This window comes from Parapedobacter tibetensis (assembly GCF_024704835.1).
Taxonomy (GTDB): Bacteria; Bacteroidota; Bacteroidia; order Sphingobacteriales; family Sphingobacteriaceae; genus Parapedobacter; species Parapedobacter tibetensis.
This window is the reverse complement of sequence record NZ_JAMXBE010000001.1, coordinates 268,110-281,506: the sequence shown is the minus strand read 5'-3', so window position 1 is coordinate 281,506 and position 13,397 is coordinate 268,110. Positions and strand designations below refer to the sequence as shown.

The window sequence follows — 13,397 nt, the reverse complement described above, 5'->3', positions numbered from 1 at the left end:
GCTAAGTTGTTTAAAAGATATATTGCCTCCTTAGCTCAGCTGGTAGAGCAACTGACTTGTAATCAGTAGGTCGCTGGTTCGATCCCGGCAGGGGGCTCTAAGTAGGGGGGATTCCAGAGCGGTCAAATGGGACGGACTGTAAATCCGTTGCTTCGGCTTCGAAGGTTCGAATCCTTCTCCCCCCACAATATTGATTTTAGATTGGAAGATTTACGATGGACTAATAAATCTAAAATCGTAAGCCTAAAATCAGAAAAGCGGAAGTAGCTCAATTGGTAGAGCGATAGCCTTCCAAGCTATAGGTTGCGGGTTCGAGACCCGTCTTCCGCTCATCATGTGTTGGTCAAATACTCTGTCAAACCGCTCAAGTTCGGTATATTGACAGGGATTGGATTGTAAGCACAAAAGCCGATGTAGCTCAGCGGTAGAGCACTTCCTTGGTAAGGAAGAGGTCATGGGTTCAAGTCCCATCATTGGCTCGTAAGGGTACTATTTTAATTGAAAATAGCATAACAACTAAAAATTTTAAATTACTAATTCGCATAAAACATGGCAAAAGAGAAATTTGACCGCAGTAAACCTCACTTAAACATTGGTACGATCGGTCACGTAGACCACGGTAAAACAACGACTACCGCCGCAATTACAAAAGTATTGTCAGACAAAGGGCTTTCAGAAGCTCGTTCTTTTGACTCGATTGACTCTGCTCCTGAAGAAAAAGAGCGTGGTATCACTATTAATACTGCACACGTTGAGTATTCGACAGCAAGTCGCCACTATGCACACGTTGACTGTCCTGGTCACGCTGACTATGTAAAAAACATGGTTACTGGTGCTGCACAAATGGATGGTGCCATCATCGTTGTGGCCGCTACTGATGGCCCGATGCCTCAAACACGGGAGCACATCCTCTTGGCTCGCCAAGTGGGTGTACCTGCGTTAGTGGTTTTCATGAATAAAGTAGACTTGGTAGATGACCCTGAGTTATTGGACTTGGTTGAAATGGAAATCCGCGAGTTATTGTCATTCTACGAATACCCTGGTGATGATATCCCTGTGATTCGTGGTTCTGCTCTTGGTGGTTTGAACGGCGAAACTGAATGGGTAGACAAAATCATGGAATTGATGGATGCAGTAGATGAGCATATTCCCATTCCTCCACGGTTGACTGAGCTTCCATTCTTGATGCCTATCGAAGACGTATTTTCCATCACTGGTCGTGGTACTGTAGCTACAGGACGTATCGAGCGTGGTGTAATCAACTCTGGAGATCAGGTGGAAATACTGGGTATGGGTGCTGATAACTTGAAATCAGTTGTTACTGGTGTCGAAATGTTCCGTAAGATTTTGGATTACGGCGAAGCTGGTGATAACGTAGGTTTGTTGTTGCGTGGTATTGAGAAAACCGATATCCGCCGTGGTATGGTTATCTGCAAACCCGGTTCGGTAACTCCGCACACCGAGTTCAAGGCTGAGGTATATGTATTGTCAAAAGCAGAAGGTGGCCGTCACACGCCGTTCTTCAACAAATACCGTCCACAATTCTATTTCCGTACCACAGATGTGACAGGCGAAATCGCCTTGCCAGATGGTGTAGAAATGGTAATGCCAGGTGATAACGTTACAATTACAGTGAAATTGATTAACGCAATCGCAATGGAAAAAGGCCTTCGTTTCGCTATCCGTGAGGGTGGTAGGACTGTAGGTGCCGGACAGGTGACTGAGATTCTTAAGTAATCAGTCCCCTTGGGATGATTGTTATTCCATAACCGATTAGCTAATCAGCGAGCCAGCTGATTAGCTAATCGTGTCTAATACAATAACACTTACACGGGCATAGTTCAATGGTAGAATAGAGGTCTCCAAAACCTTTGATCTGGGTTCGAATCCTGGTGCCCGTGCAAATATTGACAGAACATAGAACATGGCAAACGTACTAGAATTTGTAAAAGACTCCTATACTGAGATGAGCCAAAAGGTCACTTGGCCTACTTGGGCGCAGCTGCAAAGCTCTGCAGTGGTGGTATTGGTAGCATCTGTTATCATCGCATTGGTCATCTTTGCGATGGATAAGGCTTCAAGTAACGTGCTGGAATTGTTCTATAATATTGCGTCTTAACTTGTTGGGAAAGAAAAAATGGCAGATCAAGCTCTGAAATGGTACGTTGTACGGGCCGTAAGCGGAAAGGAAAAGAAAGTAAAGCAATACATTGAATCGGAAGTAAACCGTTTGGGAATCAACCATCTTGTTCCCCAAGTGTTGATTCCGATGGAGAAGTATTACCAGATGCGGGATGGGAAGAAGGTGGCTAAGGAGCGTAATTTTTATCCGGGATATGTGTTATTAGAAGCTGCACTGGATGGTGAGTTGGAACACATCATCAAGAACATCAATAGCGTTGTAGGATTTTTAGGCGATAAGGCAGGGAATCCGATACCACTTCGCCCAGCAGAGATCAACCGTATATTGGGCAAGGTGGATGAAATGTCTGAGCAAGGTGAAATGATGAATGTACCTTACTATGTCGGGGAGCTTGTGAAAGTCAATGACGGTCCGTTCAATGGATTTACAGGTGAAATAGAAGAGGTAAACGAGGAAAAGAAAAAGTTGAAGGTAATGGTGAAGGTGTTCGGCCGCAAAACCCCCTTGGAACTGAACTATATACAAGTAGAGAAAGAGTAAAATGTGCAAGGCCATCTTGAAGAGATTGGTCTTTATTTTTTTTACGCTATATATTTTAATTTTTTTTTGTACCTTTGCACTCCATTTTGGGGTGCTCGTGCAGTTTGGCACAATGTGCCTCAAAATCTAAATGTTACGTTATAATGCTTCCACCTTACTAACAAACATTTATTAATTTAATTCAAATCGAGAAATGGCAAAAGAAGTCAGTGCGTTAGTAAAATTACAAGTGAAGGGCGGCGCTGCGAATCCATCACCTCCAGTTGGACCCGCGTTGGGTGCAAAAGGGGTGAACATCATGGAATTTTGCAAGCAGTTCAATGCACGTACCCAAGACAAGCCTGGCAAGGTATTGCCTGTTGTCATTACGGTGTATAGCGATAAATCTTTCGATTTTATCATCAAAACCCCTCCGGTTGCCGTTCAATTGATTGAAGCTTCGGGATTGAAGGGTGGCTCCGGTGAACCCAACCGAAGAAAAGTGGGTTCAGTAACTTGGGAACAAGTGGAGACCATTGCGAAGGATAAAATGCCAGATTTAAATGCGTTCACTGTAGAGTCGGCCATGCGTATGATTGCTGGCACGGCGCGTAGTATGGGTATCACTGTGAACGGGAATGCGCCCTGGAACAATTAATTAACGAAATCAATTTAAGAAAGTGGCAAGATTAACAAAAAATCAAAAAGCGGCACTATCCAAGATTGAAGTTGGTAAAACGTATTCTTTACAAGAGGCATCTGCCCTAGTGAAGGACATTACCAATACCAAATTTGATTCTTCGGTGGATATCGATGTACGCCTCGGCGTGGATCCCCGTAAAGCAAATCAAATGGTACGTGGTATCGCAACATTGCCGCATGGCACGGGTAAGACCGTTCGTGTGCTAGTGCTTTGTACACCTGATAAGGAGGAAGAAGCTAAGGCCGCGGGAGCTGACTATGTGGGGTTGGACGACTATATCAGCCAGATCGAAGGTGGTTGGACCGACATTGATATCATTATTACCATGCCCAGCGTGATGGCAAAGGTTGGTAAATTGGGCCGTATTCTCGGTCCACGCAACCTCATGCCAAACCCCAAGACTGGTACCGTAACCACGGATATTGGTAAAGCGGTGTCTGAAGTGAAGGCAGGTAAGATTGATTTCAAAGTAGATAAGACAGGGATTATCCACACTTCCATAGGCAAATCATCTTTTCCACAGGAAAAGATCTATGAAAATGCCTTGGAGGTATTGCAGACAATTTCCAAATTGAAGCCTTCTGCGGCAAAAGGGACGTATTTCAAGAGTATTTACATCTCTTCCACGATGAGCCCTGGTATTCAAATAGAAACTAAATCAGTAGCAGGAATTTAATCATGAAGGTCCTCCCTATCGGGATAACTTTTATAGCCGCTTAAAAGCAATTTATTCAAATGAAAAAAGAGGAAAAACAAGAAATTGTTAAAGCTTTAACTGAGCAGATTAAATCTTACGGTAATTTTTATATTACCGATACTGCTGATTTGACCGTGGCTAAAATCAACGGTATCCGCCGCAAATGTTTCGATAAGGGTATCTCAATCCAGGTGGTGAAAAACACATTGATTAGAAAGGCGCTTGAGGAGGCCGGTGTTGATTCAGAAGAATTACTTACCGTGCTGAAAGGGTCTTCTACCATGTTGTTTTCCGAATCGGGAAATGCACCCGCGAAACTGATCAAAGAGCTTCGTAAAGAAGGCGATAAGCCTGTATTGAAAGGAGCATACATTGACGCGGCAGTATTTATCGGAGACAATCAAATCGATGCGCTGAGCAATCTTAAATCCAAAAATGAGCTCATTGGCGACATCATCGGATTGCTGCAATCCCCTGCCAAGAATGTTATTTCCGGTCTTCAGTCCGGAGGCAATACATTGGCTGGGCTGGTTAAAACTTTACAAGAAAGGGGTTAAACGGAGACCCAAATTACAATGTCCGTAGGATTATTAATAATTTTCAAAAGTAAATTCAAAAATTTAAAATAAAATGGCAGATTTAAAAGCGTTTGCTGAGCAGTTGGTAAACTTGACAGTAAAAGAAGTTAACGAGTTAGCTCAAATCTTGAAGGATGAATATGGTATTGAGCCAGCAGCAGCCGCAGTTGCAGTTGCCGGTCCGGCCGCGGGTGCTGATGCCCCTGCTGCTGAGGAAAAAACTTCCTTTGACGTAATCTTGAAAGAAGCCGGTGGCCAGAAATTGGCTGTTGTTAAGCTTGTTAAAGATTTGACAGGCCTTGGCCTGAAAGAAGCAAAAGACTTGGTTGACGGTGCACCTAAAGAAATCAAAACAGGTGTTGCTAAAGACGAAGCCGAAGCTTTGAAAAAGCAACTTGAAGAAGCGGGAGCTGTTGTTGAGATCAACTAATTCAGCTCATACAACGTACCTAAATGGGTTAGACTCTGACGTGATTTCGTCAGAGTCTATTCCTGTTTATGACTTCTCCTCTTCTTCCAGTCATGTCTCTGCTGTACATGGACGCCGGTACACGGTAAAAACAGCACCATATGCACAGTTTAATTAAACTAAATTCTTATTCCCTTGGCAAACAAAAGTATTCAAAACGAAAGAGTGAATTTTGCAAGCAGTAAAAAGGTACTTGATTACCCTGATTTTCTGGATGTGCAATTGCAATCTTTCAAGGAGTTTTTTCAGCTAGAAACAACTTCGGACAACCGCCACCAGGAAGGGCTGTTCAAGGTATTTTCAGAAAACTTCCCCATTTCTGATTCAAGGAACATTTTCGTGCTTGAGTTTTTGGATTATTTCATCGATCCGCCTCGTTATGGTATCCAGGAGTGTATCGAACGTGGACTGACCTATAGTGTCCCACTCAAAGCAAAACTTCGCCTGTCTTGCAATGATGAGGAACATGAGGATTTTGAGACCATCGTACAGGATGTCTATTTAGGAACAATCCCCTACATGACACCGAAAGGGACATTTGTGATCAATGGCGCCGAACGCGTCATCGTATCTCAATTGCACCGCTCACCAGGTGTGTTTTTCGGCCAAAGCCGTCACACCAACGGCACAAAGCTGTATTCAGCGCGGGTCATCCCATTCAAGGGTTCGTGGATTGAATTCGCCACGGACGTGAATAACGTGATGTACGCCTATATTGACCGTAAGAAAAAATTCCCGGTAACCACACTTTTAAGGGCCATCGGCTACGATTCCGACAAGGATATTCTGGAGCTGTTTGAACTGGCTGATGAAGTGAAAGTGAGCAAATCCGGGCTCAAGAAATATGTGGGCCGTAAACTGGCCGCAAGGGTGTTGAAGAAATGGATTGAAGACTTCGTGGATGAAGATACCGGTGAGGTAGTGTCTATCGACCGGAATGAGGTGGTATTGGAGCGCGAAACCGTGCTGGAAGAAGATCATGTTGATTTGATCATTGATGCTGGGGTTAAGTCCATCATCCTGACCAAGGAAGATGCGTCTAACAATGCCGATTACTCCATCATCTACAATACCTTGCAAAAAGATACCTCCAACTCGGAGAAGGAAGCTGTGGAACATATCTACAGGCAATTGCGTAATGCAGAACCACCTGATGAGGAAACTGCCCGTGGTATTATAGAGCGGTTGTTCTTCTCGGACAAACGATACGATCTCGGAGATGTGGGTAGGTATCGGATCAACCGTAAATTGCAATTGGGTACGCCTGATGAGACTAAGGTATTGACCCGTGAGGATATCATCGCCATCGTGAAGTACCTGATTAATTTGATCAACTCCAAGGCTGAGGTCGATGATATCGACCACCTGTCCAACCGTCGTGTACGTACGGTGGGTGAGCAATTGTACTCGCAATTTGGTGTGGGATTATCTCGTATGGCACGTACCATCCGTGAACGGATGAACATCCGCGATAACGAGGTGTTTACGCCTACCGACCTGATTAATGCACGGACCTTGTCGTCCGTGATCAATTCGTTCTTCGGAACGAATCAGCTGTCGCAATTCATGGATCAAACCAACCCATTGGCGGAGATTACGCACAAGCGTCGCCTTTCAGCATTGGGACCCGGTGGTTTATCACGTGAACGTGCAGGTTTCGAGGTTCGTGACGTGCACTATACGCATTATGGTCGGCTTTGTACGATCGAAACACCGGAAGGACCCAATATCGGATTGATTTCATCACTTTGTGTACATGCGAAAATCAATAACTTAGGGTTTATCGAGACCCCTTACCGTAAGGTTGACAAAGGAAGGGTAGTCGTTGAAGAGCCTGTGATTTACCTCTCAGCTGAGGATGAAGACGGCAAAACCATTGCCCAAGCCAACGCCGAGTACGATGATAAAGGTAATTTCATTACGCCGAAAGTAAAAGCGAGGTATGAAGGGGATTTCCCTGTTATCGAACCTGAGAAATTGGATTTGATGGACATAGCACCTAACCAGATTACTTCCATCGCAGCCTCGCTGATTCCTTTCCTCGAGCATGACGATGCAAACCGTGCCCTCATGGGATCAAACATGCAGCGCCAGGCGGTGCCCCTATTGCGGCCTGAGGCCCCTGTGGTTGGCACAGGTTTGGAAGGACGTGTGGCACGTGATTCGCGTACATTGATCAATGCGGAGGCTAATGGAGTGGTGGAATATGTAGATGCAGAGGAAATCAAAATCCGTTACGAACGTAATGAGGATGAAAGACTCGTGTCGTTTGATAACGATGTAAGAACCTATAGGCTCATCAAATTCGCGAAGACGAACCAAAGCACCTGTATCAACCTTAAACCCATCGTGAAAACTGGGCAAAAGGTAGAAAAGGGCCAGGTATTGTGCGAGGGCTATGCTACCCAAAACGGGGAATTGGCACTTGGACGTAACCTTAAAGTGGCTTTCATGCCTTGGCAAGGGTTCAATTTCGAGGATGCGATTGTGATTTCGGAACGTGTGGTGAGCCAAGATATCTTCACTTCGTTGCACATCGAGGAATTTGAGCTGGAGGTGCGTGATACTAAACGTGGGGAAGAGGAGCTAACTGCCGATATCCCTAACGTATCCGAAGAAGCAACGAAAGACTTGGATGAAAACGGTATCATCCGTATTGGTGCAGAAGTACGTGAAGGAGACATCCTGATCGGTAAGATTACGCCTAAAGGTGAGTCTGATCCTTCTCCTGAGGAGAAGTTGCTGCGTGCCATCTTTGGTGATAAGGCAGGGGATGTAAAGGATGCTTCCTTGAAGACCCCGCCATCTATCCATGGGGTAGTCATCGATACCAAATTGTTCTCGCGGGCCAAAAAAGTAGGCAAGGAAGAAGAGAAAAAAGCACTCGATCAGCTGGATACTCAACACGTAAAAGCCTTGAAGGCATTGAAAGATAGATTGGTGGACAAATTGTTTGTCATTGTCAATGGTAAAACCTCACAAGGTGTGTACAACGTGTACAAGGAGCTTCTGCTGGCTAAGGGAGCCAAATTCACCCAGAAAATCCTTATGGATCTGGATTACGTGAATATCAATCCTGCTGGATGGACCACCGACGAGGACAAAAATGAATTGATTAAACAAACGCTCCATTTCTACAACATCAAGTTGAACGAAGAACTTGGCGCATACAAACGGGATAAATTTGCCATCAGCGTAGGAGACGAACTACCTTCAGGCATCGTACAAATGGCCAAGGTGTTTATTGCCAAGAAGCGAAAACTCAAAGTAGGAGACAAAATGGCCGGCCGTCACGGGAATAAAGGTATTGTAGCACGTATTGTACGTGACGAAGATATGCCTTTCCTTGAGGATGGTACACCGGTAGATATTGTGTTGAACCCATTGGGCGTACCTTCGCGGATGAACCTTGGGCAGATCTACGAGACCGTGCTGGGTTGGGCTGGGCAGAAATTGGGTGTCAAGTTTGCGACGCCAATTTTTGACGGTGCATCCACTGAGGAGGTGGAAGGATGGGTTGAAAAAGCCGAACTTCCTGCTTCTGGACGTACGTACCTGTATAACGGGTTGACGGGTGAGCGTTTCGACCAACCAACAACGGTGGGTGTGATCTACATGCTGAAACTCGGACACATGGTGGATGATAAGATGCATGCGCGTTCCATTGGTCCCTATTCACTCATTACCCAGCAACCCCTTGGCGGTAAGGCACAGTTCGGTGGACAGCGTTTTGGTGAGATGGAGGTTTGGGCATTGGAAGCTTTCGGTGCGTCGAACATCCTTCAGGAAATCCTCACGGTCAAGTCTGACGACGTGGTGGGTAGAGCCAAAACATATGAATCCATCGTCAAAGGTAATAACTTGCCGACACCGTCTGTACCTGAATCATTCAATGTATTGGTACATGAGTTGCGTGGATTAGGGTTGGATATCACGTTGGATTAATCAAGCTTTGAGCTTTAATTTAAGAAAAGTATGTCTTACAAGAAAGATAATAAAATAAAGAGCAACTTCACTTCCATTACCATTAGTTTGGCGTCTCCAGAAACGATTTTGGAGCGTTCGAGTGGTGAAGTAGTGAAACCTGAAACCATCAATTACCGGACGTATAAGCCCGAGCGCGATGGTTTGTTTTGCGAACGTATCTTTGGTCCGGTAAAGGATTACGAATGCCACTGTGGTAAATACAAGCGTATCCGTTATAAAGGTATCGTCTGTGACCGCTGTGGGGTGGAGGTAACCGAAAAGAAGGTACGCCGTGAACGCATGGGACACATCAGTTTGGTGGTACCCGTAGCGCATATCTGGTACTTCCGTTCGTTGCCGAATAAAATTGGTTATTTGTTGGGCTTGCCCACCAAAAAACTCGATATGATCATCTACTATGAGCGTTATGCAGTGATCCAGGCAGGTGTGAAGGAAGAGGATGGTATCCAGTATATGGATTTCCTTACCGAGGAAGAATACCTTGATATTTTAGATACATTGCCGAAGGAAAATCAATTCCTTGACGACACAGATCCACAAAAATTCATCGCCAAAATGGGCGCCGAAGCATTGGAGGAGCTGTTGAGAAGGCTTGATTTGGACCAACTCTCCTACAATTTGCGCCACCAGGCAGCCAATGAAACGTCGCAGCAACGTAAAAATGAAGCGTTGAAGCGCCTACAGGTTGTTGAAGCATTCCGCGGTTCCAGAGACCGGATAGAAAACCGGCCTGAATGGATGATTGTAAAGATTGTGCCCATCATCCCACCCGAACTGCGCCCGTTGGTGCCTTTGGAAGGGGGACGTTTTGCTACTTCGGATTTGAATGATTTGTACCGCCGTGTGATTATCCGTAATAACCGCTTGAAACGCCTGATGGAAATTAAGGCGCCGGAAGTAATTCTGCGGAATGAAAAACGAATGTTGCAGGAAGCTGTAGATTCTTTGTTTGACAACTCGCGCAAGGTGAACGCCGTGAAGACGGAAGGTAATCGTGCGTTGAAATCACTTTCGGATATTCTGAAAGGCAAGCAAGGTCGTTTCCGCCAAAACTTGCTGGGTAAACGTGTGGATTATTCCGCGCGTTCGGTCATCGTGGTTGGACCAAACCTGAAAATGCATGAATGTGGCTTACCGAAAGATATGGCCGCTGAATTATATAAGCCGTTTATTATCCGCAAGATGATTGAACGGGGGATCGTGAAAACCGTGAAGTCTGCGAAAAAAATCGTGGACCGCAAGGATCCTGTAGTATGGGATATTCTCGAAAATGTTTTGAAAGGACACCCCGTACTGCTCAATCGTGCGCCTACATTACACCGCTTGGGTATTCAGGCTTTCCAACCGATATTGGTGGAAGGTAAAGCCATTCAACTACATCCGCTGGTGTGTACGGCTTTCAACGCTGACTTTGACGGTGACCAAATGGCCGTGCATCTTCCTTTGGGTAATGCAGCCATATTGGAAGCCCAAATCCTTATGCTTGCATCGCACAATATCCTTAACCCTGCAAATGGTACGCCTATTACCGTACCTTCGCAAGACATGGTATTGGGTCTTTATTACATGACCAAAGGTCGCAAGACGGATGAGAATCGAGTGATGAAAGGAGAAGACATGACATTCTACTCTGCCGAAGAAGTGATCATTGCCTATAATGAGAAACGCATAGACCTTCATGCTTTTATCAACGTGAGAGCTACCGTAAAAGACAAGGAAGGTAAGTTCGAGGAACGCATCATCGAAACGACGGTGGGACGCGTATTGTTCAACCAAGTGGTTCCCGAGGAAATCGGATACGTCAATGAGTTATTGACCAAGAAATCTTTGCGGGATACCATTGGCCTGGTGGTGAAAATATCCGGAATGGCGCAAGGAGCCAAGTTCCTTGACGATATTAAGGAATTAGGCTTCCTGATGGCGTTTAGAGGAGGATTGTCTTTCAACCTGCAGGATTTGAATATCCCGGATGCCAAAATAGATTTGATCGAATTGGCCACCAAGGAGGTGGAAGAAGTGAAGAACAACTATAATATGGGCTTCATTACCAACAACGAGCGCTACAACCAAATCATCGATATCTGGACACGTATCAACAATAGGTTGACGGCAAATGTGATGGAAATCCTGTCTACCGACAACCAAGGTTTCAATTCTGTGTACATGATGCTCGATTCTGGGGCACGGGGCTCAAAGGAGCAGATTCGCCAGCTTTGCGGCATGCGTGGATTGATGGCCAAACCACAGAAATCGGGTTCTTCAGGAGGTGAAATCATCGAAAACCCTATCCTTTCGAACTTCAAGGAAGGACTGTCTGTATTGGAATACTTTATTTCTACACACGGTGCACGTAAGGGACTTGCGGATACGGCCTTGAAAACGGCCGACGCGGGTTACCTCACAAGACGTCTGCATGACGTGGCCCAAGATATGATTGTGGTGGATGAGGACTGCGGTGGATTGAGAGGTGTATATACCACGGCATTGAAGGATAATGAAGATGTCATTGAGCCACTATATGATCGTATATTGGGTAGGGTATCCCTGCACGATGTATATGACCCAATATCCGGTGAGCTATTGGTAAACGCTGATCAGGATATCGATGAGGTAATTGCATCGAAGATTGAAAATTCTCCGGTGGAAGGTTTGGAAATCCGATCGGTATTGACCTGTGAGAGCAGGCGTGGTGTCTGCGCCCTTTGCTACGGGCGCAACTTGGCCACGGGCAAGCGTGTACAGGCCGGCGAGGCCGTAGGTGTTATTGCCGCTCAGTCCATCGGTGAGCCGGGAACGCAGCTTACACTACGTACATTCCACGTGGGTGGTACGGCATCGAATATTGCTGCTGAATCTCAAATTCTAGCCAAATTTGATGGTATTATTGAACTGGAGAATATCCGCTCGGTACCCCATGTAGGAGAGGAAGGACCGGATGAAGTGGTTATTGGCCGTTCGGGCGAGTTCCGGATTGTCGATACAGAATCCAACAAAGTGGTGATGACCACCAACATCCCTTACGGATCATTCCTCTACGTCAAAGCTGGAGATAAGGTTACAAAAGGACAACGTATTTGTTCTTGGGATCCTTACAATGCTGTCATCATTTCTGAATTTGCAGGTAAGGTAGAGTTTGAAGCCATCATTGAAGGTGTAACTTTCCGTGAAGAATCCGATGAACAAACCGGGCACCGTGAAAAGGTAATTATCGATACACGTGATAAAACGAAAAACCCAGCTATCAAGATACTTGATAAGAAAGGGGCGGTTATCCGTACCTACAACATTCCAGTAGGGGCACACGTTTCCGTTAACGACGGGGTTGAGGTGAAAGAGGGTGTAATCCTTGCCAAAATACCACGTTCTACCGGTAAAACCCGCGATATAACGGGTGGCTTGCCTCGGGTGACTGAGTTGTTCGAAGCCCGTAATCCATCCAACCCAGCGGTGGTGACCGAAATAGACGGTGTGGTAACCTTAGGCGGTGTGAAACGCGGTAATCGGGAAATCTCGATTGAATCGCGCGATGGACAGATCAAGAAATACTTGGTGCCGCTGTCCAAACACATCCTTGTCCAAGACAATGACTTCGTCAAAGCCGGTATGCCATTGTCTGATGGCTCCATTTCACCTGCCGATATCCTGGCTATTAAAGGCCCATCGGCAGTGCAGGAATACTTGGTCAACGGTATTCAGGAGGTTTACCGTTTGCAAGGGGTGAAAATCAATGATAAGCACTTTGAAACCATCGTGCACCAAATGATGCAGAAGGTAGAAATCGAAGATCCGGGAGATACCCGTTTCTTGGAGAAAGAAGCAGTGAATAGGTGGGACTTTGTGATCGAAAACGACGCCATCTACGACAAGAAGGTCGTGGTGGAGGCCGGAGATTCCAACGAGTTGAAACCCGGACAGATTGTGTCGCTGCGTAAATTAAGGGATGTGAATTCCAGCTTGAAACGCCGCGACTTGAAGTTGGTGGAAGTTCGGGATGCCATACCGGCTACGTCCAGCCCATTGCTCCAAGGGATCACTCGTGCTTCCTTAGGTACCAAATCGTTCATCTCTGCTGCATCCTTCCAGGAAACGACCAAGGTGTTGAACGAAGCCGCTATAGCTGGGAAGCGTGATAACTTGTTAGGTTTGAAAGAGAACGTAATCGTAGGCCACTTGATACCATCTGGCACGGGATTGCGCACTTACGAACGTATCATTGTTGGCTCCCAGGAAGAATACGACCAACTATTGGCTTCCAAAGAAGAAGATTAGTTGGCTGTCAGTCATTAGGATTAAACCCGTCA

Annotated in this window: 9 protein-coding genes and 5 tRNA genes; all 14 read left to right on the top strand. The window is 45.8% G+C overall.

What is annotated here, in order from left to right; all coding sequences use genetic code 11:
• The first annotated feature begins 24 nt into the window (after positions 1-24).
• The 14 genes from NF543_RS01110 to rpoC all read left to right on the top strand — a co-directional run bounded on the left by NF543_RS01110 (position 25) and on the right by rpoC (position 13,365).
• Positions 25-97: transfer RNA gene (locus NF543_RS01110), tRNA-Thr, on the top strand.
• A gap of 7 nt (positions 98-104) precedes the next feature.
• Positions 105-185 (top strand) — tRNA-Tyr (locus NF543_RS01105).
• A 72-nt stretch (positions 186-257) separates the two neighbouring features.
• Positions 258-330: transfer RNA gene (locus NF543_RS01100), tRNA-Gly, on the top strand.
• 77 nt (positions 331-407) lie between these two features.
• A tRNA-Thr gene (locus tag NF543_RS01095) sits at positions 408-479 on the top strand.
• 70 nt (positions 480-549) lie between these two features.
• Complete coding sequence (gene tuf, locus NF543_RS01090; protein WP_257666236.1) at positions 550-1,737, top strand: elongation factor Tu; 1,188 nt, start codon at positions 550-552, stop codon at positions 1,735-1,737.
• Positions 1,738-1,830: 93 nt separating this feature from the next.
• Positions 1,831-1,901 (top strand) — tRNA-Trp (locus NF543_RS01085).
• 23 nt (positions 1,902-1,924) lie between these two features.
• Positions 1,925-2,119: a preprotein translocase subunit SecE gene (gene secE / locus NF543_RS01080; RefSeq protein WP_257666235.1), complete on the top strand. Its 195-nt coding sequence runs from the start codon at positions 1,925-1,927 to the stop codon at positions 2,117-2,119.
• Between the two features lie 18 nt (positions 2,120-2,137).
• Positions 2,138-2,683, top strand: a complete 546-nt coding sequence (gene nusG, locus NF543_RS01075; RefSeq protein ID WP_257666234.1) for a transcription termination/antitermination protein NusG — start codon at positions 2,138-2,140, stop codon at positions 2,681-2,683.
• 193 nt (positions 2,684-2,876) lie between these two features.
• Positions 2,877-3,320, top strand: a complete 444-nt coding sequence (gene rplK, locus NF543_RS01070) for a 50S ribosomal protein L11 (RefSeq protein ID WP_257666233.1) — start codon at positions 2,877-2,879, stop codon at positions 3,318-3,320.
• A gap of 22 nt (positions 3,321-3,342) precedes the next feature.
• Complete coding sequence (gene rplA / locus NF543_RS01065) at positions 3,343-4,041, top strand: 50S ribosomal protein L1 (RefSeq protein WP_257666232.1); 699 nt, start codon at positions 3,343-3,345, stop codon at positions 4,039-4,041.
• A gap of 59 nt (positions 4,042-4,100) precedes the next feature.
• The gene (rplJ, locus tag NF543_RS01060) at positions 4,101-4,619 is read left to right on the top strand and encodes a 50S ribosomal protein L10 (protein WP_257666231.1); all 519 of its coding nucleotides are present in this window, start codon (positions 4,101-4,103) and stop codon (positions 4,617-4,619) included.
• Between the two features lie 73 nt (positions 4,620-4,692).
• Positions 4,693-5,070 (top strand): 50S ribosomal protein L7/L12, encoded by a 378-nt coding sequence (gene rplL, locus NF543_RS01055; RefSeq protein WP_257666230.1) that lies wholly within the window; start codon positions 4,693-4,695, stop codon positions 5,068-5,070.
• Positions 5,071-5,244: 174 nt separating this feature from the next.
• Positions 5,245-9,054: a DNA-directed RNA polymerase subunit beta gene (gene rpoB, locus NF543_RS01050; RefSeq protein WP_257666229.1), complete on the top strand. Its 3,810-nt coding sequence runs from the start codon at positions 5,245-5,247 to the stop codon at positions 9,052-9,054.
• Between the two features lie 30 nt (positions 9,055-9,084).
• Complete coding sequence (gene rpoC, locus NF543_RS01045; protein ID WP_257666228.1) at positions 9,085-13,365, top strand: DNA-directed RNA polymerase subunit beta'; 4,281 nt, start codon at positions 9,085-9,087, stop codon at positions 13,363-13,365.
• Positions 13,366-13,397: the final 32 nt, after the last annotated feature.